Origin of the sequence: Gemmobacter megaterium (genome assembly GCF_900156815.1) — a bacterium.
Classification (GTDB): Bacteria; Pseudomonadota; Alphaproteobacteria; order Rhodobacterales; family Rhodobacteraceae; genus Wagnerdoeblera; species Wagnerdoeblera megaterium.
On the sequence record NZ_FTOT01000020.1, the window covers coordinates 1 to 18403 of the forward strand.

The following is an 18403-nucleotide window of genomic DNA, read 5'->3' on the forward strand; positions in this document are numbered from 1 at the left end:
GTCCTGTAGGTCGGGGGTGTAGGTCTGCTCATGTATCCCAGCTACCACGCTGGATTCATGAGATGAATCCCACACGGGATTTGTGCAACAGAGCCTCATGGGGTTCAACCTGTTGGGCGACGGCTTGCGCGATGTTCTTGACCCCAAGCTGAGAAAGGGCCGCAAATGAGCACCCCCCTTCTGACCGTCGAAAATCTCAGCCTCGGCTTTCGCGGCGACGGTGGATTTGCCCATGTGCTGGATGGGGCGAACCTGACCATGCGGCGCGGCGAGATCATGGGGCTGGTTGGCGAGTCGGGCTGTGGCAAGACCACATTGGCCAGCGCGATTCTAGGCGTGCTGCCCCGTCATTCCCTGGAAGTGCGAGGCGGGCGGATCGACTTTGACGGCGTAGACATGCTGTCTGCGACAGCCGCCCCCCGGCAAGAGGCGGTGCGCGGGCGGCGCGTCACCTTCATTCCGCAGGATCCCTTCACCGCGCTCAATCCGGTGTTCACCATCGGCCAGCAGATCGACGAACTGATGAAGTGGAAATCGCCCTTGCGCCCGGACGTGCCAGGCAGGCTGCCTGCCTTGCTGACACGCTACCCCAAGGACCGACGCAGGCAGGACCGGGAAAAGATCCTCGCGACCCTTGCAGCGGTGCAGTTGCCGCAGCCCGAACAGATGTTGCGCAAATATCCGCACGAGGTGTCGGGAGGGCAGCGCCAGCGTCTGATGATCGCCATGGCGTTGCTGCCCGAACCCGACCTGATCATTGCGGACGAGCCCACCACGGCACTGGATGTAACCATTCAGGCCCAGATCCTCGGCCTGCTGCGGCGCCTGGCCACCGAACGCGGCGTTGCGGTGATGCTGACGACCCATGACCTTGGATCCGCCTATGAGATCTGCGACCGCATCACCGTGATGTACGCCGGACAAGAGGTGGAATCGGCGCCAGTGGATGAATTCTTCAACGCCCCCTCCCACCCCTACACCGCCAAACTGCTCGCCAGCCGCCCCGAAGGTGGCGGCGGCATGACCGGAATTCCGGGGGAGCTGCCCAGCTTTTACGCCCCGCCGCCCGGCTGCCGCTTTGCGCCGCGTTGTGATCGCGCCCAAGCAACCTGTGCCAGCCGCCCGCCCGTGGCACAGGCCGGACCGGCACATATCGTGCGCTGCGTCGATCCCTTGTCCTGTGCGCACCCGCCTGTTGGCCAGATCAAGGAGTCCCTCGCATGAGCGCCGCCGATTCCATCCTCAGCGTGCATGACCTGATGGTGCGCTTTCCCATTGCCGGGCCGTTCGGGCGCCGTCTGGGAGAGATTCGTGCGCTGGACGGTGTCAGCTTGCATCTGTCGCAGGGAGAGATCCTCGGGTTGGTGGGCGAATCCGGCTGCGGCAAGTCCACCTTGGGCAAGACGCTGATGGGCATCCAGAAACCGACCTCCGGTTCGATCCTGCTGGATGGCAACGAAATCGCCGGGCAATCCCCGCGGGCGGCCCGTGCCCTGCGCAGACGGTTGCAATATGCCTATCAGGATCCCGGCGCCTCGCTGGACCCGCGTTGGAAGATCGGCAAATCGCTGGAAGAGCCGCTGGTGATCCACACCGATTTGCCCCGCGCCGAACGGTTGCGCAAGGTGACGGAAATCCTGGTGTCGGTCGGCCTGCCTGCGGGCCATGCCAATCTGTTTCCCCATGAAATCTCGGGCGGACAGCAGCGGCGCGTCGGCCTTGCGCGGATTCTGATGTTGAACCCCGACATCGTCATTCTGGACGAACCTACAGCCGGGCTGGATGTGTCGGTGCAGGCTGCGGTGCTGCGGCTGTTCCGCGATCTGCGAGAAACCTTTGATCTGTCCTACATCTTCATCAGTCACGATCTGTCGGTCGTGCGCCTGATGTGTCATCGGATCGCGGTGATGTACCTGGGCCGCATCGTCGAGATCGGGTCGGCAGACGATATCATGGACGCGCCGAAACACCCCTATACCCAATCGCTTCTGGCGGCGCTGCCCAAGGTCAACGGCCCTCGCGTGACAGAGAATTTCTGGCTGGAGGGCGAGCCGCCGGACGCGGCACGCCTGCCGCCCGGCTGCCGGTTCCAGGGGCGCTGCCCGCATGTTCAGCCCATCTGTCGCGCCGAGGATCCGGCGGAACGTAAGGTTGGCAGCCAGATCGTTGCCTGCCATTTTGCCGGCAGCGTGACCCCACCGACCAAGGACAGGACATGAACGAATGACAAAGGTTGCTCTTATCACCGGCGGCGGGCGCGGCATAGGCCGGGGCTGCGCGCATGAACTGGCCCGGCAGGGGTGTGACATCGTGCTGGTCGATCTGATCCCCGATGATCTGGCCCGCACCCGTGCCGAAATAGAGGGCATGGGCCGCCGGGCCTGGACCTTCGAGGCGGATGTGGCCGATCATGCCCGCGCGCATCAGGTGGTGGACGCGGTGCTGGCCGATGCCGGACGGCTGGACATTCTGGTGAACAATGCCGGGCGATCCAATTCCAAGGGCATCACCGAGATCACCGAAGAGGAATTTGACCGGACCATCGCCATCAACCTCAAGGGCGCGTTCAACTGGACCCATGCAGTGGCGCCGCACATGCTGTCCCGGCAAGCCGGGCGCATCGTGATGATGTCCTCGCTCAATGCCCACTCGGGTGGCGTGACTTCGGCGGTCAGCAAGTTTTCCTATACGGCGGCCAAGGCGGGTTTGCTGGGCATGACCCGTGCGCTGGCCAAGGAGATGGCGCCGCATGTGCTGGTCAATGCTGTTTGCCCCGGCGTGATCGAGACCGAACGCAGCAACGACATGATCCGCGCCCGCAAGGATCAACTGGTGGCCGGCATCGCGCTTGGTCGCACGGGCACACCGGCGGATGTGGCGCAGGTGGTCGCCTTTCTCGCGCTGTCCGAACCCTGTTTCGTCACCGGGCAGGACATCGTGATCGACGGGTTCCAGTGGGTGATCTGACCCGTCCCGCCGGGCGGGCGACGCCCGAATGGCTGCCGCTGGTCGTGGCCGTCACACTGGTGCAGGCTGTGCTGGCGCTGATGAGCCGCGCCCTGCCGATCTTTGGAATGCCCCTTACATTGGCGGCCGGCGTGCCGCCAGAAGCGGTGGGTCAGCTTTCATCGGTCACCAGCCTGGGCAGCATGCTGTTCTTTCTGTGGGGTCCGGCACTGCTGGCAGGGATGGCGCCGTTGCGGCAGTTGCAACTGGGCTGCGTGCTGGCCGGTGGAGCCATGCTGCTGACCGGCCTTGGCCGATGGGAGGCCCTGTTGCTGTGCGCCTTTCTGATCGGACTGGGCTATGGCCCCTCTGCCCCGGCAGGCAGCGATCTGCTGATGAAGGTGGTGCCACGGCATCGACGCGCAACGATCTTTTCCATCAAACAGGCTGGCGTCCCGTTGGGTGGGCTGGCGGCGGGGCTGCTGTTGCCATTGGTTGCGGTGCTGACCGGATCGGTCGGGGCCGGGCTTGCCATCGCCGCGGCGCTGGCCGTTCTGGCCGCTGTTGTGCTGGGTCGCTTTCGCGGGCTGGATGCCGAAGCGCCGGTTGCCCGTGCGCCCATACCCTGGCGCAGCCTGCTTGTCGCACCGGTTCGGCTGTTTGCGCTGGTGTTGGGCCGACCGACACTGGCAGGGATGACGGCAGCAGGTTTTGCCTTGGGCATCGCGCAGGGCATCCTGATGGGCTATTACCCGGTCATCCTGAGCGATCATGCTGGATGGTCTATTGTCGGTGCCGGTGTCGCCTTTGCGGTTCTCCAGGGGATTGGCGTTCCGGGGCGCGTGCTGATGGGCTGGCTCAGCGACCGGATGGGCGCCCCGGTGCGGGCGCTGTCGCTGTTGTGCCTGGTGTCGGGCGCCACGATGATCGCGCTGGCCACCATCGGCCCGAACAGCGGCACGGTCTGGGTCATCGCCCTGTCGGCGCTGGCGGGACTGACGGTCGTATCGTGGAACGGCGTGTTCCTCAGCGGTCTGGCCGAGGCGGCGCCCGAGGGTCGCGTGGGCGAGATCACCGCCGCAGGCACCTTTGTGCTGTTCAGCGGCTACGTTGTGGCCCCGTTGGCGATACAACGGGTCTTTGCCGCCAGCGACGGCTATTCCGGTGGCCTTGTGCTTGCCGGAATTATCCCCATTCTGGCAGGGCTTGCGTTGTTTGCAGGCCCTGCTCGGCGCCCGGCGCCGCGCCCCTGACCATTCCGAACGACGTATCGCAGGAGAGCCCGATGACCAATTTTTCCCAGACCCAGCACATCCGCAAAGAGGTTGTCTGGACCGAAGGCGGCGTCGTGGCCGCCCAACACCGCACCGCTGCGGAGGTAGGTGCCAAGGTGCTGGCCGACGGGGGCGATGCGATGGATGCTGCCGTTGCCACTTCGTTTGCGCTTGGGGTGGTCGAACCCTGGATGAGCGGCCCGATGGGCGGCGGCATGATGACCCTGTGGCGCGCGGGCGAGAGTCGTGCGGAAACCATCGAATTCGGGATGCGCTCGCCCGCCGGGCTTGATCTGGCCGACTATCCGCTGGAACGGGATCACGCTGCGGGCGATCTGTTCCCCTGGACCCGCGTCGCCGGAGATCGCAACATCTATGGTGCCACGGCAGTGGCGGTGCCGGGCACCGTGGCGGGGATGGAACTGGCGCACAGCCGCTATGGCACCCGCGACTGGGCCGATCTGCTGGCCCCGGCCATCGCGCTGGCCGAGCGCGGGATGCTGATCGACTGGTATGCCTCGCTGCTGATCGCCTCGGCCACGCGGCAACTGGCGCGCGATTCCGATGCGGCGCGCATGTTCCTGATCGACGGCCAGTGGCCCAACATTTCCGGCTGGACCGCCGCCACCGAGGCACGGCTGGACCAATCCGTGATGGCCCGCAGCCTGCGCCGCCTGGCCGAAGCCGGGCCGCGCGACTTTTACGAAGGCGAACTGGCCGCGGCCCTGGTGGCGGATATGCAGGCCAAGGGCAGCGCGCTGTCGCTGGCGGATCTGGCGGGGTATCGCGCCCGCGCCTCGGCCCCGCGCAGCTTTCGCTACCGCGATGCGATGATCCACGCGCCCTCGGGCCTGAGCGCGGGGGATGACCTGCGCGCGACGCTGGAACAGATGGAACAGGCGTTTCGCCCGACCGAGGCGCCCTCGGGGGACAGCTATGCCGCGCTGGCCGCCGCGCTGTCGGCCGCCTACCGCCACCGGCTGGCCCATGCCGGGGATACCGGAGGCCACGACGAGGCTCCGGCCTGCACCACCACTTTCAGCATCGTTGACCGTGCGGGGAACATGGTGAATGTCACCCAGACGCTGCTGTCGATCTTTGGTAGCCACATCGTTTCGCCCACGACCGGCATGTTGATGAACAACGGCATCATGTGGTTCGATCCCGAACCGGGCCGGCCAAATTCGCTGGCCCCCGACAAGGGCTGCCTGATGAACATCTGCCCCACCATCGGCCAGCAGGGGGACCGGATGTTCGCCATCGGCGCCTCGGGCGGGCGCAAGATCCTGCCGGCGGTCGCCAATCTGACCAGCTTCATGGTGGATTTCGGCATGTCGCTGGAGGCGGCCTTTCACCATCCCCGCATCGACCTGAGCAACCCCGATCTGGCCATAGCGGATGAGACGCTGCCTGCCTCGGTGCAACAGGCGCTGGCCGCAACCCTGCCGATGCGCACCGCCCGCCGCACGGTGCATCCCTATGCCTTCGGCGTCCCGGCGGGTGTGATGCGCCAGGGCGGGCGCAACTGCGGCGCGACAGAGATCATGACGCCATGGGGCGATGCCGTCAGCGAAACGGAGGTATCGGACAAGCGTTGAACACGCATCCTCAGCGCCACGGCGAGACCCAAGGCGTTGGCCACAATGACAAGCGCCGGACGAATGTTCTTTCGATCACGCCTTTGATCGGGTCGGCGATCTGCGGCCTGCAACATTCGTCTTGCCTTGCATGGTCTCTTCTACCAGCAAGGCAATCCACCTGTTGATGTGGTGATCAATCGTCAGAATTTTGGCTATCGCGGCGGACGAAGCAAGAGCAGGACTGCTCGGCAGACCGGCTCAGGTGTTCTCTGGTTTCGGTCCGTCGTCGAATGCTCTGGAACAGGCAGTCCAATTCTGGAGCTGAAGGTTGGGGCTTCGCCGCTGCCCACGCAAGGCTGCCCCGGTCGTGGCACTGGACGGCGAGCCGGTCCTCATCCGCGCGCATCTGCCCTTCTCGCTCCACCGGCTGTAAAGTCTTGTGCGGAGAAGCGCGGCCATCCCAGCGATTGTGGATCTAGGCGAGCTTTTCGCCCAAGCGGGATTTGGAAGCGATCTTGCGACGCTGCGCCTGAAGCCAGTCGCCGAAGGCCGCCACCAGCGGCGCAGTGCGGGACTGACGGGCCGAGAGGCGCTAACCGGGTGAGACGCCCCTGATGTCGGCTTCGACGACATAGAATTCGGCGATGTGGCGCAGGCCCTCGGCGGCGATCTCGGAGCGGTCGCGGTCGAAGACTACCTTGAGCTTGCGCCGCGCATGTGCCCAGCAATGCGCCACCCGAACGGGTGCGCCGCGCTGGCGCGATGGCTTGGTCAGGCGGTTGTAGCCAGGACACCTGCACCGCGCCGAAACGCCGGTAGGTTCTTTGACATCGGGATTTCGCTGGTGCATCAATCCTCCGCAGCAAGAGTGTTCCCCGCCCACGCGGGGATGGACCGCCAAATCACCTGATCGGGCTGGTGGCGCCGCTCTGGGGAATGTCATGCTTTGTCATCCGCTCTTGTGTCAGAGCTCCGGCGGGGGGATTGGCCTTCCGCCGTCTGGCCAGTTCGCGGTAGAGCGCCTCGCGCGTTATGCCCAATTCTGCCGCGACGTCCTGCCAGCGGCCTTTCTCCGGCAGGCCGTGCCCCTCGTCCAGCCAGGCATCAAGCCGTTCGGCAACTTTCGGGAGCGACCGGATTTCCGCACGGACGCGCGCGGATTGGACCGACCGTGCCAGCGTGGCGGACCAGGCCAGCGCAAGGTCAGGATCGTCGCGCAAGGCCGCGATGAAGGCGGGTTTCGGCAGGGCAGCCAGGGTGGCCCTTTCGGTTGCAACGGCGTCGCAGTGATAGCTTTCGGAAAAGGCCGAAGCCTCGGCCAATACCGTATCCGCCCCTGCAATCTGCAAGATCAATCTGGCACCGTGGGGTGTGTGCCGCTGCAACTGCACCTGACCAGAGCGCAGCATGAAGATCGTCTCGACGCGCTGCCCGGTCAGAAACACCGCCTCGCCCACCGGCAGGTCAAAGGATCGTGATCCGGCAAACAGAGGGAGAAGCGCTTGGTGCATGACTATAATCATATGATCGTGGTCAGGCTGCTGCAATACCGGGGCAAAGCAACATTCCGGGTGCCTTGCCATGCTGCGTTCCATCGTCTTCGCCTGTGCCTTGACCGTTCCTGCCACCCTTGATGCCCAGGATCTGACGGTGCATGGCAACTTTCGCCACATGATGCATACGGGCGAGACGGAAGGCAGCATTGCGCTGGACACCCTGACCGCCCCCGCCGCCTGGGGGGTGGGCGCGATTGCCGGGCTGCACGGCGAGGTGGTGATCCGCGACGGCGCGGTCCTGGTCAGCCGTGGCGATGACGCGCTCGCGCGCCTGACACCACCAGACGCCGGGGAAGAGGCGGTCATTCTCGCCTATGGTACGGTAGTCAACTGGCAGTCCGTGCAAATTCCGCACGACATGGCGCCTGATCGGCTGACCCATTTCATCGAAATGCAGGCGCAAAGCCTTGGTCTTGATGCCGGAGGCGGGTTTCCGATCCGGATCGAAGGCAGTTTCCCGCAACTGGTCTGGCATGTGGTCACGGGCAAGGCCGCGACGAACGGCGGCCATGGCGCGGGTCACGGCCAGGGTCACGGCGGGGGCCGCGCCAACAGCAAGTCGGGGATAAACCTGTATGACGAGGCGGGCGCGGCCGGCGCAATCATCGGCGTCTATACCGGCGCCGCGCTGGAAGGCATCGCCTCGCATCCGGGCGAACGGTTGCACCTGCATTTCGTCTCGGCGGACGGAACGCGGTCGGGCCATGTGGACGAGATCACGATCCCGCAGGGTGCAATGCTGTTGCTGCCCGTGGCGTCGCCTGCCTCCGCGCCTGATCACACGATGCAAGGCCCCGTGCCCGCGCTGCGTGAAGCCGGTCAAGCCGCCTTTGCCGCGATCCAGGAAATCACCGCTGCGCTGATGGCCGATCCTGCGACAGACTGGAGCAGGGTCGACATTGAGGCCCTGCGCCAGCACCTGATCGACATGAACAACGTCACGCTGCGGGCTGCTGTGGTCCGGGACGACATCGACGGCGGGGCGCGGTTCACCGTTACCGCCACCGACCCGGCTGTTGTCGTGTCCATCCGCGCGATGGTGCTGGCCCATGTGACCACGATGAACGGCGTGGAAGGCTGGGACATGCAGGCCAAAGAGACCGCCGGCGGCGCGGTGATGACCATTACGGGGCCGGATGTCACCCGCATCCGGGGACTTGGTTTCATCGGGCTGATGACGGTGGGTATGCACCATCAGGCGCATCATCTGGCGCTGGTCTCGGGACATGCCCCCCACGGGCACTGAGGCCTGCCCTCACAGCGCATCGTCCTGACGCTGGCCGCCCTTGCAAAGGCTCTGAACCGCCTTGGGCCTCCCTCCGGGCAGGGGCGGTGGCAACTACCCCCGTCATCGGACGCCGCCAGTCGCGCGGCCTGGTCGGTGCGGGGCCGGGCCTCGCGCGGTCGGATGTGGCCGCCGTATGCAGGTTGTGCCGGGGCCTGCCGGAATCCGGTACCCGGATGCGTTCGGACAGGGCGCGACTGTCCGCTCAGGCCGGACCGCCTTGCAGCAGGGTGCCGCGCAGAATACCGGCCCTGTACAGCGATGTCAGTCGTTCCCGCAAGAACCCTGCCGCAATCTCGGTGGCGTGGGTGCGATGTTCCGGGCGTTGCGTCACGATGGTCAGCGTCCGGTCAAGCGCCGGCAGGGCAATCGGACGCGCGAACATCTGCCCCCGTGCCACGCCCGCAAAAAAAGTCTGCCAGATCGAGATGGTGAAGCCCAGACCCTCCTCAAGATAGGATTCGGTCAGCGTGCCGGAATCGATCTCGTGCGCAATGGCCAGGGACAGTCCCTGATGTGCCGCGATCTCGTCCAGCATACGCCGGATCAGGTAGCGGCGACTGGGCATGATCAGTGGCTGGCGGGCAATCTCGGCCATGCCGATGGGGGCATCCCCGTGAAACTCGGATGTGAGCGCCCCACCAAAGTAGATCAGGTCGCGCAGCCATGCCTCGGCGTTGGTGTTCGCAAAAAGATGGCCGTTGGTGACCAGCGCCAGATCCCCGCGCCCTTCTTCCATGCGCTTGCGCGCATCGTCCCAATGGGTCTCTATGCATGTGACCCGGATGTTGGGATATTCTGTCATCACCGCCCGCACCAGCGGCGCGGCGACAAAGCGGCTGAGCGCCGGCGGCACCACAAAACGCACTTCGTCGGGCACCGCGCCGCGCGCCAGCATCAGATCGCGTTCGGCGCGATCAAGGCGGCGCAGCACCGCACGTGCGTGGTCAAGAAAGACCTTGCCGGTTTCGGTCAGGAAAACCCCGGTGGACCTGCGCTGCAAGAGTGTCGCGCCGACCTCCTGCTCCAGATCGGCAAGGCGACGCGAGACCGCAGGCTGCGCAATGCCCAGACTTGCCGAGGCGGCCGAGATACTGCCGTGATCCGCCACCGAGACGAAGTATCGCAATTGCTGGAGTTTGATGTTCACGCCTTGCCTCCGCCTCGACCATGCCGCTTCGGCATGGAACTTCGCCGCAAATGATATTTCCACATCGGCAACCGCCCTGCTAGCCTCTCTTTGCCATGCCGTCCGGTCGCGCGGGGCACGGGCACTTCTGCAAGAGTAGAGGGAGGGGAACATGCGCGCCACCGAAACGCTTTCCGGCCTTGCGCTGGTCCTTTTCGCCATTGTGATGCTGCTGTGGGTGATCCCGGCGCAGATCCCGAGCGGGTTTTCCGGGCAGTTGTCGCCGCGACTGCTGCCACAGATCACGATGTGGGCCGTCCTTGCGCTGGGTCTGTGGATCGCGGCGCAGGCGGTACTGAGCTCTCGGATTGCCGCGCACCGACCCGGCCCCTTCATGCGCGCCGAAGTGCTGGCCCTTGTGACATTGCCCGCCCTGGTGCTGTTGGCGTTGTGGGTTCTGCGGCTTGCGGGGCCACTGGTGGCCGGGGCCTTGCTGGTGGTCGGCGCCGCATTGATGATGGGCGAGCGCAATCCGCTGGCGCTGATCCTTTTGCCCGCCGGGGCGCTGGGAGCGGGCTGGTTGCTGCTTTATCGTATCCTCGGCACGACGGTGGGCTAGGCGATGACCCCGATCCTGTCAGGCTTTTCCGACATTCTGCACCCGATGGTCCTGCTCTGGATCATCGCGGGCGTGGCGATCGGGTATCTTGTGGGCGCGTTGCCGGGGCTGGGAAAGGCGACCGCCGTTGCCATCGCCATACCCTTGACCTTTGCACTGCCCGCGCTGCCCGCCATTGCCTTTCTGATCGGCATCGCCAAAGGGTCGGCGGCAGGCAGCGCCGTTTCGGCGATCCTGCTGAATGTGCCGGGCGAGCCGTCTTCGGCGCCGACCGCGCTGGACGGCTATCCCCTGGCGCGGCAGGGCAAGGCCGGCAAGGCACTGAAGGCGGCGCTTTTCGCCTCGGTGCTGGGCGATCTGGGGGCGACGCTTGCGCTGGTGGTGCTGGCACAACCCATTGCCAGTTATGCCTTGGCGATCACCCCTGTGGAAATCTGCGCCGTTCTGGTCTTCTCGCTGACCTTTGTTGCCGGCCTGTCGGCGCAATCACTGGCCAAGGGGTTGGTCGCGGCGCTTCTGGGGCTGCTGGCGGCCACCGTGGGGCTGGAAATCGAATCCGGTTTGCCGCGCCTGACCTTTGGCGATTACCGGCTGTTCGATGGCATCCCGCTGATCCCGATGGCCATCGGGATGCTGGCTGTGGCCGAGATGATCCTGCAAGCCGGAAATCGCGCGGCGCTGGACCAGCAGGCCGCCACCATTGCCAAGGGCGCAGACCCCGATGACAGCCGCATGACCCGCGACGACTGGGGCCGCGCTGCCCCGGCCATCGCGCGCGGCACGGCCATCGGGATTGGCGTGGGCATCCTGCCGGGGCTGGGGGCCAGTGTGGGCTCGTTCCTGTCCTATGGCCTTGCCCGCAGCCGGTCGAAAGAACCGGGGCGCTTTGGCAACGGCGCGATCGAGGGGGTCGCAGCCTCGGAAAGCGCCGACAACGCGGTGGTCCCCGCCAGTCTGATCCCGCTGTTTGCCCTGGGAATTCCCGGCAGTGTCATCGCGGCCATCCTGATCGGGGCCTTCATGTTGCACGGCGTCACACCGGGGCCGATGATGTTTGCCCAGCAGCCGCGTCTGGTCGGTGGCATCTATGCAGCGATGATGGCAGCCAGCCTTGCGCTGTTGCTGATCGGGCTATTGTTCCAGCGGGTCTTTGCGCAGGTGGTTCGCGTGCCGACAAGGCGGGTTGTTCCCGTCGTGCTGATCCTTTGCGTCATCGGTGCATGGGTCGAAGGCGGGGGTGCGTTCGGCGTCCAGGTGATGCTGGCCTTTGCCGTGCTGGGCGTGCTGTTCGTCAAGCTGGGCTTTTCGGTCGTCAACTTCCTGATCGGCTTCGTCGTTGGCCGGGCGTTCGAGCTGACCTTGCGTCAGTCGATCCAGATCCTCGAACGCGACCCGGCCAACCTGCTCGCCCACCCGATCGCCCTGATATTTCTGGCCATGACAGCACTTGCCGTCTGGCGCTTTACCCGTGGCGCAAGCCGCAAACCCGAACACCCGGAGGAGATCTGATGTTCAAGACCCTGAAAGCTGCCGCGCTGATCGCGCTGACTGTCGCCTCGCCTGCGCTGGCGGACTGGCCCGAGCGACCGATCTCGCTGATTGTCGGCTTTGGCCCCGGCGGACAGTCCGACCTTCTGGGCCGTGCACTGGCCAGCGTGATGGCCGAGGAACTGGGCGTGCCGGTGAACGTGGTCAACCGCCCCGGCGCGGCGGGTGGGGCGGCGCTGGCAGGGCTGCGCTCGATGCCTGCAGACGGCTACAACATCATGCTGAACCCCACGCAGACGATCACGCTGACCCCGGCGCTGATGGCGCAGGTGCCGTTTTCCATCGACGATTTTTCCTTTGCCGGCATGTTGACCAGCTTTGACATTGCGCTGATCGCGCCGACATCGGCGCCGTTCGACGATTATGCAGGCATGATTGCCCACACGCGCGAAAACCCCGGCCTTCTCTTTGCCGCGCTGTCCGCCACGACACGGATCTTTGCGACAGAGATTGCCCGTGCCAATGACATCAGCATAGAGATCCTGCCGGTCGATGGCGGGCCTGGGATGGTCAACGCAATTCTGGGCGAACAGGCCCTGCTGGCCTATTCGGGTGGGGTGCATCACCGCTATCCCGAACAGATGAAGGTGATCGCGGCCCTGACGACGGAACGCAACGCCGGCTCGCCCGACGTGCCGACCATCGCCGAACTGGGCCTGCCGATCGGGATGGACATGCAGACCGTGCTGATCGCGCCCGCGGGCACCCCGGATGACGTGATCGCCCGGCTTGAAGCGACGCTGGCCACCGCCGCCGAAAACCCTGCCTTTCGCGAGGTTGCCGACAGCATGAGCGCCGTCGTCCAGTTCCGCACCGCCGCCGAGGCGACCGAGATCATGCACAAGCAGCTCGCGTCGAACCTGGCCATCATGCGGGCCGCGGGCGTGCAACCACAATAATCGACAAGGCCAGTCCCGGCCGTCGCTTCCCGTTACAAGAGGCACCTATGACCGACACACCACGCATTCGCGGCGGTGCGCTTTTGGCGCGCGCGCTCAAGGACAAGGGCGTCGAGCACGTCTTCACCCTGGCAGGCGGGTTCTGCAACCCGGCGCTGGAGGGCATGGCCGAATGCCAGATGCCCGTGATGAACACGCCGCATGAACAGGTGGCCGGGCATCTGGCCGATGGTCACACCCGGCTGACGCGCAAGCCTGCCGTCTGCTTTGTCGGCCCCGAGGGGTTCGCCAATACCGTCCCCGCGATGATGGAAGCCCTGGGCGAGCGCACGCCCATTGTGTTCATCACCTCATCCTCGACCTTGAAACGCGAAAACGCCGGCGGATTCAAGGAGATCGACGACGTCGCCATCGCCGCGCCGCTGGTCAAGTATTCCGTGCAGGTGCGCGACGGCACGCGCATTCGGGAATATGTTGATCGGGCCTGGACCGCGGCACTGTCGGGCTATCCCGGCGCGGTGCATCTGTCGGTGCCGGTCGACATCATGTTTTCCTCCTTCCCCGAAGATGCCGGGCTGGCCGAACGTCCGCTGAACCGCGGCCCCCGGCCGGCTGCCCGTGCCTGGCCCGACCCCGCCGCGCTGGCGCATGTGCTGGATCTGCTGCGCAAGGCTGATCGACCCGTGATCATTGCCGGGCATTCGGTCTGGTGGGCAGGCGGCGAAGAGGCGCTGGTGCAGGCCGCGACCGCGCTGCGCCTGCCCGTCTATGGCCAGCCCGGCCACCGCAAGCTGATGGGCGAGGATGCCGAACCCTGGATGGGGCTGGCCGATTTCCACCAGTATCCGCCCTCGAAACCGGCCATTTCCGACAGCGACCTGGTGCTGGTGATCGGCGGCAAGCTGGACAACACGCTGAACTTTGGCAATGCGCCGTTCTTTCCGGCGACGACGCGGGTCGTCTGCATCAATGGCAGCCATGAGGAACTGGAGTTCAACCGACCCGCCGACGATCTGTTGCTGTGCGATCCGGGTGCCTTCTGCGAGGCGCTGGCAGGGCTGGGGCGCAGCTGGCCGCAGTGGTTCGACCTGCAACGCAGCCGCCGTGGCGACTGGGTCGCGGGTTGGGAAGCGACGCTTGCCACCGAGGCCGCGCAGGACGACGCCGAGGGGCGCAAGGTGCACCCGCTGCATCTGGCGCTGGAGGTGCAAAAGGCGATGGGTGCGGGCGACTGGCTGGTCTTTGACGGCGGCAACACGCATTTCTGGACCGAGATCGCGGTCAACATGATCGGTTGGCGTGGCGGGCAACTGGCGGGGATGCTGAACCCCGGCATCAATTCGATGCTGGGCTGCGGCGTGCCCTTTGCGCTGTCGGCAAAGAACATCCATCCGGCATCGAATGTGGTGCTGGTGTCGGGCGACGGGGCGTTTCTGGCTGGTGGGTTGTCCATTGAAACCGCCTTTTGCGAGGGACTGCCGATCACCGTGGTGATCGACAACAACGGCGGTCTGGACGCGATCAGCCAGCAACAGGAACGCCTGTTCAAGACGCCGATGCATGTGGCGACCGATTTCCGCGACATTCCGTTTCACGCCATGGTCGAGGGGCTGGGCGGCTACGGCGAACTGATCACACACCGCGACCAGATCGCGGCGGCAGTGCGGCGCGGCATCGTCAGCGGCAAGCCCGCGCTGATCAACGTCAAGACGCGGGGCGTGATCAGCCCGATCATCGCTGCGACCTCGGACAAGCGTGACAAGGCATCCATCGAATGAAAGGCACAGCATGAGCATCACCTTCACCACCCATGCCCTGAACGGCACCGACGGCACCCATGCCGGCGGTGTCGCGCTCAGGCTTTGCGCGGGCGACACCATTCTGGCCGAGGGCGTGACCAATGTCGGCGGGCGCTTGCAATGCGAAATCGCGCTCGATGCCGTGCCACGGGATGGCCTGATCCTGCTGCACATCGACACCGAACCCTACTGGCGCGGCCGGGGTGTGCCACGGACCGGGCCGCAGATTGTCTCCGGTGTCACCATCCGACTGGATTTGCCTCGGACGTCCGGGCATCATCACGTGCCGGTCATGCTGTCGCCCAACGCCTTCTCGGCCTGGTGGTCCGCGTGAGGCCTGCAATCGCGGCAAACCGGCCTTATGGCGATCAGCCTGTTTGCCCGCTTTCGACGTCGTTGGCAGGTCTGCGTCCGGGTGCCTGCATCATCTTTTCGGGATCGTGACAGGCTGTCCCAAACGTGCCTGCGCCGCGATGCGAAACGGGGCGTTGGGGGCGCCATAGCTGTCGTAGCGGTCTGTGCGCTGGACGATTTCAAAGAACAGCCCGTCGCCGAAGGGGCGGCTGTAGAGTTGATAGAATTGCCCGCTGTCGTCCTGGTCGAACAGGATGTTCCCGGCCTTGAGGCGGGCTAGAAGGCCGGGCGGCAGGTCGTATCGGGCATCCAGATCGTCATAGTAGTTTGCGCCAATGGGCAGCACGGCAAAGCCGTTGTCCGACAGGGCCTGTGCCGTGGCGAAGATGTCGTCGCAGGCAAAGGCGATGTGTTGGGTGGCGGCGCCGAAGCTGTCCGCCAGAAACCGGGTCGCAAGGGTGCGTGGGGCCTCGGCCCCGTTCAGGGTGATGCGCAATGCGCCGGATCTGACCGCCTGGCTGCGCACCAGACCTTCGGGGTCGGCCACATCGACCATCGGCGATTTCTGCGCCGCCAGAAGGGCGGTGTAGAACTGGGTCCAGCTTAGCATCTCGTCGAACGGCATGGTTTGCGAGACATGATCGACCGCGACCAGGCCCGCGCCGCCATCGGCAGTGGCGAGGGGCTTGAAATCCACATCCCACAGGCGAGGTGCGCCACCGGCGCATGAAGCCAAGCAGGAAACCTGCTGGAACCTTGTCGTTCCCGCGCGCCCGGTTGAAGGCAAGGAAGCGCTCCCAGATTACCTGCGTGTCGACGTTCCAACAGGGTAGGGTGCTTTTCGCGGCCTTGATCAGCTCGGCCCAACATGTCTGGAAGACGTTTGAAAAATCATCAATGTTGATCTGTCCTATGAATATAGTTTTGTTAGAATCTCTTCTAGATAGTGATGTGTCGCCTCCGTGTGACGCGAGATCGTGGGTCTGCTCGCTGTCATCGAAGGCCGCGAAGCGGAAAAGCCAGGGGGCGAACTTGCCGTTCGACTTCTCGCGCTCAAGCTTCAGCTCAGAGGTTTCAAGCTCGCCCAGAAGCACGCTCAGATACTGGCGAGAGACGCCCATCTTCTCTGCCAGAGTGGACAGGGTGAAGGCGGCCGTGCCGCGGGGCAGGCCGTTATACCCGTCCTTCCACGCAATTCCGTTGAGGATGAGCGTGGCCAGCTTGTGCGCCGAAACGGAGAGGTCTGTCTGCGTGATCCGCCTGAGGATCAGGCCGGTCGTTGGTTCCATGGTCGTATCTCCTGAGAGAGACAAAACCATGTCGAGAGCAAACAACATTCTTGCCAGCAAAAACACTTTGCTGGCTGCAGGGGTTCGGACACTGCGCTAGAAGAACCGTGTTCAGGGTTTTTTTCTAGCGCGGCGTCAGGCTTCTCGGTCTGGCGTCGTTTCCCTTTTTGGGGTGATGCACTGCCTCCGGTGCAAGTTGATCGGAGCGGGCCAGAGCTACACTGGCCCGCACGGGGTTCGGTATCGGACCTCTTCGAAGCCATAGTTGCCTTCATGGTCGCGCCAATCGACGAAGACCGAACGGTAACCGACCCAGCCGCAATGCGCGGGCCGGGGCAGGAGCGAGGCAGGCGGAACGGCTGCGGCACTCGAGCGCTGCCAGTGGTAATCACCCTGCACACCGTAGGAGCCAAGGCGCGTGGCATCGGAAATGATGCACTCCCCGTCACGGTTCTCGCGCTGGCTGAACTGGACATGGTAGACGCGGATGCTCCGAACGAAGTCGAAGGCGCTGCCAGAGATGTCGATATCGGCGCGTTCATCGGCCTGCGCCAACACGAACGGAACTGTCGCATTTGGGACGCTGATCTCAGGCCGGGCGCGGAAGGTGATATCGTAGAGGCGCTCCATCGGCGACAGTGGGGCAGGGGCGTCGAACGAGGCTCCCTTCTGGCAGATTGCCGAGGTGTTAGATGCCGACATCCGTTTTTTCTTCCGCCGGTCATAGGGACCTGCCGCGAAGACGAGGTTGCTATCGGAGCTCCTGCACGGACTGCCACACCACGTCGGTCCGCCCAATTCCGAACTCATATGCGGCACCCGGCGGGGGAACCCGGGGCGGACGCGCGCGCCGCTCATGCGCACCGGAACCCGCGAAATGACATGTGTGCTGATCGGCGGCCTGCCGTATTGCACCCGTTTGCAGCCTAAACTATACTCTCAATTTATACGTATAAACTGGGGCACTCGATGGGTCGGATCAAGGTGAATCTCACGCTGGACGCCGAAGTGGCGGAGACGGCCCGCGCGCTTGGTCTCAACATGTCGCGCCTGGCTGAAAAGGCGATTGCCGCAGCGACCAAGGCAGAGCGCAATCGGCTCTGGCGCGAGGAGAACCGGGCGGCGAACGCGGCCTATGCCGAGGAACTGGCCCGCGAGGGATTGCCCCTCGCCGCGTTTCGTACGTTCTGAGGCCGGGCGATATGGCGCAGTTTGACGTGTTTCGCCTCAAAGGCGGTATGCTGGTCGTTGACCTGCAAACCGATCTGATCGGTATCGACGCCTCGCGGATCGTTGCGCCCCTGCGCGAGGAAGGGCGGTATGTGGCGTTTTCCGGCCTGACCCCCGAGGTCGAGATTGACGGCAATGCCTGGATCGTCCGGGTGCAGGAACTTGCCGCCATTCCGGGTGCGGAGCTGCGCGATCGGGTCGCCAGTCTCGCCGCCGAACGTGATGTGCTCAAACGTGCGCTGGATATCCTGATCGATGGTATCTGAGCGTGGCGACAGCCGCTTGATGCAGGGTGACTCCGGCACATCCGATAATTCAACATTATCGGATGTTTCTACAGAGCTACTTGTATTGTGTGCTTTGCTAACTTTATGAGCATTATAGATGTTGATTGCCACTGAGATTTGACCCGGCAGCAGTCAAAATTGTCATTGAGAATTGACCCATGTGCAACCTTGCCCCGGCTTGAAGCAGCTGGGAGCAAATGGAGTGATCGACATGGGATTTTTGAAGGTTATCAGGACATGGGCGCTGCGAGACAAGATGCCCATTCGCGAGATTGCGCGACGCACGGGCATATCGCGGAACACGATCAAGAAGTATCTACGCGAGGGGATCGTTGAGCCTGCGTTCCAGACACCAACTCGCTCCAGCAAGCTTGACCCTTATGCCAAGCAGCTGACAGCATGGCTTGTGTCTGACCAGCGCAAATCACGCAAAGAACGCCGGACGGCGAAGCTGATGCACGCCGATCTGGTGAAGCTGGGATATGACGGTTCCTATGAGCGGGTTGCGGCCTTCGTTCGTGAATGGAAGGACGAACGGCAGCGCGCGTATCACACGACGGATCGTGGAACTTTCGTGCCGCTGGTGTTCGCGCCCGGCGAGGCATTCC

General features: G+C 64.6%; 18 protein-coding genes and 2 pseudogenes. 14 read left to right on the forward strand and 6 right to left on the reverse strand.

The window, feature by feature from the left end:
* The first annotated feature begins 165 nt into the window (after nucleotides 1-165).
* From BW970_RS19475 to BW970_RS19495, 5 genes are read left to right on the forward strand one after another with little or no spacing between them, the layout of a single operon-like run.
* Nucleotides 166-1224, forward strand: a complete 1059-nt coding sequence (locus tag BW970_RS19475) for an ABC transporter ATP-binding protein (protein ID WP_076534516.1) — start codon at nucleotides 166-168, stop codon at nucleotides 1222-1224.
* Nucleotides 1221-2219 carry an ABC transporter ATP-binding protein gene (locus tag BW970_RS19480; protein ID WP_076534518.1) on the forward strand — a complete coding sequence of 333 codons (999 nt, stop codon included), beginning with the start codon at nucleotides 1221-1223 and terminating at the stop codon, nucleotides 2217-2219. Before BW970_RS19475 ends, BW970_RS19480 begins: the two co-directional genes overlap by 4 nt.
* Before the next feature lie 4 nt (nucleotides 2220-2223).
* Complete coding sequence (locus BW970_RS19485) at nucleotides 2224-2967, forward strand: SDR family NAD(P)-dependent oxidoreductase (RefSeq protein WP_076534520.1); 744 nt, start codon at nucleotides 2224-2226, stop codon at nucleotides 2965-2967.
* Nucleotides 2955-4199 (forward strand): MFS transporter, encoded by a 1245-nt coding sequence (locus BW970_RS19490; RefSeq protein WP_076534522.1) that lies wholly within the window; start codon nucleotides 2955-2957, stop codon nucleotides 4197-4199. Before BW970_RS19485 ends, BW970_RS19490 begins: the two co-directional genes overlap by 13 nt.
* A gap of 32 nt (nucleotides 4200-4231) precedes the next feature.
* Nucleotides 4232-5818 carry a gamma-glutamyltransferase gene (locus BW970_RS19495; RefSeq protein WP_076534524.1) on the forward strand — a complete coding sequence of 529 codons (1587 nt, stop codon included), beginning with the start codon at nucleotides 4232-4234 and terminating at the stop codon, nucleotides 5816-5818.
* A gap of 460 nt (nucleotides 5819-6278) precedes the next feature.
* Here BW970_RS19495 and BW970_RS21375 read toward each other — a convergent pair.
* Together BW970_RS21375 and BW970_RS20840 are read right to left on the reverse strand one after the other, a co-directional pair.
* Nucleotides 6279-6587, reverse strand: a pseudogene (locus tag BW970_RS21375) (IS66 family transposase); the annotation flags it as partial.
* Between the two features lie 115 nt (nucleotides 6588-6702).
* Entirely contained in the window at nucleotides 6703-7311 is a 609-nt protein-coding gene (locus tag BW970_RS20840) for a Crp/Fnr family transcriptional regulator (protein WP_076534526.1), read from the reverse strand.
* A gap of 70 nt (nucleotides 7312-7381) precedes the next feature.
* On the opposite strand from BW970_RS20840, the gene BW970_RS20655 reads away from it, so the two are divergent.
* The gene (locus tag BW970_RS20655; protein ID WP_159441483.1) at nucleotides 7382-8602 is read left to right on the forward strand and encodes an acetolactate decarboxylase; all 1221 of its coding nucleotides are present in this window, start codon (nucleotides 7382-7384) and stop codon (nucleotides 8600-8602) included.
* Between the two features lie 244 nt (nucleotides 8603-8846).
* Here BW970_RS20655 and BW970_RS19515 read toward each other — a convergent pair whose 3' ends face one another.
* On the reverse strand, nucleotides 8847-9791 hold the full coding sequence (locus BW970_RS19515) for a LysR family transcriptional regulator (protein ID WP_076534528.1): 945 nt from the start codon (nucleotides 9789-9791) through the stop codon (nucleotides 8847-8849).
* Between the two features lie 151 nt (nucleotides 9792-9942).
* On the opposite strand from BW970_RS19515, the gene BW970_RS20845 reads away from it, so the two are divergent.
* From BW970_RS20845 to BW970_RS19540, 5 genes are read left to right on the forward strand one after another with little or no spacing between them, the layout of a single operon-like run.
* Nucleotides 9943-10389 carry a hypothetical protein gene (locus BW970_RS20845; protein ID WP_076534530.1) on the forward strand — a complete coding sequence of 149 codons (447 nt, stop codon included), beginning with the start codon at nucleotides 9943-9945 and terminating at the stop codon, nucleotides 10387-10389.
* Between the two features lie 3 nt (nucleotides 10390-10392).
* A complete protein-coding gene (locus BW970_RS19525; protein WP_076534532.1) occupies nucleotides 10393-11898 on the forward strand; it encodes a tripartite tricarboxylate transporter permease in 1506 nt (501 codons plus the stop codon).
* Nucleotides 11898-12836 (forward strand): Bug family tripartite tricarboxylate transporter substrate binding protein, encoded by a 939-nt coding sequence (locus BW970_RS19530; RefSeq protein WP_076534534.1) that lies wholly within the window; start codon nucleotides 11898-11900, stop codon nucleotides 12834-12836. Before BW970_RS19525 ends, BW970_RS19530 begins: the two co-directional genes overlap by 1 nt.
* A gap of 47 nt (nucleotides 12837-12883) precedes the next feature.
* Entirely contained in the window at nucleotides 12884-14614 is a 1731-nt protein-coding gene (locus BW970_RS19535) for a thiamine pyrophosphate-binding protein (protein ID WP_076534536.1), read from the forward strand.
* Nucleotides 14615-14624: 10 nt separating this feature from the next.
* On the forward strand, nucleotides 14625-14969 hold the full coding sequence (locus BW970_RS19540; RefSeq protein ID WP_076534538.1) for a hydroxyisourate hydrolase: 345 nt from the start codon (nucleotides 14625-14627) through the stop codon (nucleotides 14967-14969).
* Between the two features lie 90 nt (nucleotides 14970-15059).
* Here the strand turns inward: BW970_RS19540 and BW970_RS19545 are convergent, their stop codons facing one another.
* The 3 genes and pseudogenes from BW970_RS19545 to BW970_RS19555 all read right to left on the reverse strand — a co-directional run bounded on the left by BW970_RS19545 (nucleotide 15060) and on the right by BW970_RS19555 (nucleotide 16980).
* Entirely contained in the window at nucleotides 15060-15686 is a 627-nt protein-coding gene (locus BW970_RS19545) for a VOC family protein (protein WP_076534541.1), read from the reverse strand.
* Between the two features lie 10 nt (nucleotides 15687-15696).
* Nucleotides 15697-16278, reverse strand: a pseudogene (locus tag BW970_RS21195) (hypothetical protein); the annotation flags it as partial.
* Nucleotides 16279-16494: 216 nt separating this feature from the next.
* A complete protein-coding gene (locus BW970_RS19555) occupies nucleotides 16495-16980 on the reverse strand; it encodes a hypothetical protein (RefSeq protein WP_229740565.1) in 486 nt (161 codons plus the stop codon).
* Nucleotides 16981-17247: 267 nt separating this feature from the next.
* Here BW970_RS19555 and BW970_RS19560 point away from each other — a divergent pair, with 267 nt between their 5' ends.
* The 3 genes from BW970_RS19560 to BW970_RS19570 form a co-directional block, all read left to right on the forward strand.
* Nucleotides 17248-17469: a type II toxin-antitoxin system CcdA family antitoxin gene (locus BW970_RS19560; protein WP_076534545.1), complete on the forward strand. Its 222-nt coding sequence runs from the start codon at nucleotides 17248-17250 to the stop codon at nucleotides 17467-17469.
* Between the two features lie 11 nt (nucleotides 17470-17480).
* On the forward strand, nucleotides 17481-17774 hold the full coding sequence (locus tag BW970_RS19565; RefSeq protein ID WP_076534548.1) for a CcdB family protein: 294 nt from the start codon (nucleotides 17481-17483) through the stop codon (nucleotides 17772-17774).
* 232 nt (nucleotides 17775-18006) lie between these two features.
* The coding region (locus BW970_RS19570; protein WP_144039034.1) for a helix-turn-helix domain-containing protein at nucleotides 18007-18403 on the forward strand (397 nt) is incomplete at its 3' end.

Coding starts and splice junctions, on each gene's coding strand:
- BW970_RS19475 (WP_076534516.1), top strand. CDS start 166: ATGAGCACCCCCCTTCTGACCGTCGAAAATCTCAGCCTCGGCTTTCGC.
- BW970_RS19480 (WP_076534518.1), top strand. CDS start 1,221: ATGAGCGCCGCCGATTCCATCCTCAGCGTGCATGACCTGATGGTGCGC.
- BW970_RS19485 (WP_076534520.1), top strand. CDS start 2,224: ATGACAAAGGTTGCTCTTATCACCGGCGGCGGGCGCGGCATAGGCCGG.
- BW970_RS19495 (WP_076534524.1), top strand. CDS start 4,232: ATGACCAATTTTTCCCAGACCCAGCACATCCGCAAAGAGGTTGTCTGG.
- BW970_RS20840 (WP_076534526.1), bottom strand. CDS start 7,311: ATGCACCAAGCGCTTCTCCCTCTGTTTGCCGGATCACGATCCTTTGAC.
- BW970_RS20655 (WP_159441483.1), top strand. CDS start 7,382: ATGCTGCGTTCCATCGTCTTCGCCTGTGCCTTGACCGTTCCTGCCACC.
- BW970_RS20845 (WP_076534530.1), top strand. CDS start 9,943: ATGCGCGCCACCGAAACGCTTTCCGGCCTTGCGCTGGTCCTTTTCGCC.
- BW970_RS19525 (WP_076534532.1), top strand. CDS start 10,393: ATGACCCCGATCCTGTCAGGCTTTTCCGACATTCTGCACCCGATGGTC.
- BW970_RS19530 (WP_076534534.1), top strand. CDS start 11,898: ATGTTCAAGACCCTGAAAGCTGCCGCGCTGATCGCGCTGACTGTCGCC.
- BW970_RS19535 (WP_076534536.1), top strand. CDS start 12,884: ATGACCGACACACCACGCATTCGCGGCGGTGCGCTTTTGGCGCGCGCG.
- BW970_RS19540 (WP_076534538.1), top strand. CDS start 14,625: ATGAGCATCACCTTCACCACCCATGCCCTGAACGGCACCGACGGCACC.
- BW970_RS19555 (WP_229740565.1), bottom strand. CDS start 16,980: ATGTCGGCATCTAACACCTCGGCAATCTGCCAGAAGGGAGCCTCGTTC.
- BW970_RS19560 (WP_076534545.1), top strand. CDS start 17,248: ATGGGTCGGATCAAGGTGAATCTCACGCTGGACGCCGAAGTGGCGGAG.
- BW970_RS19565 (WP_076534548.1), top strand. CDS start 17,481: ATGGCGCAGTTTGACGTGTTTCGCCTCAAAGGCGGTATGCTGGTCGTT.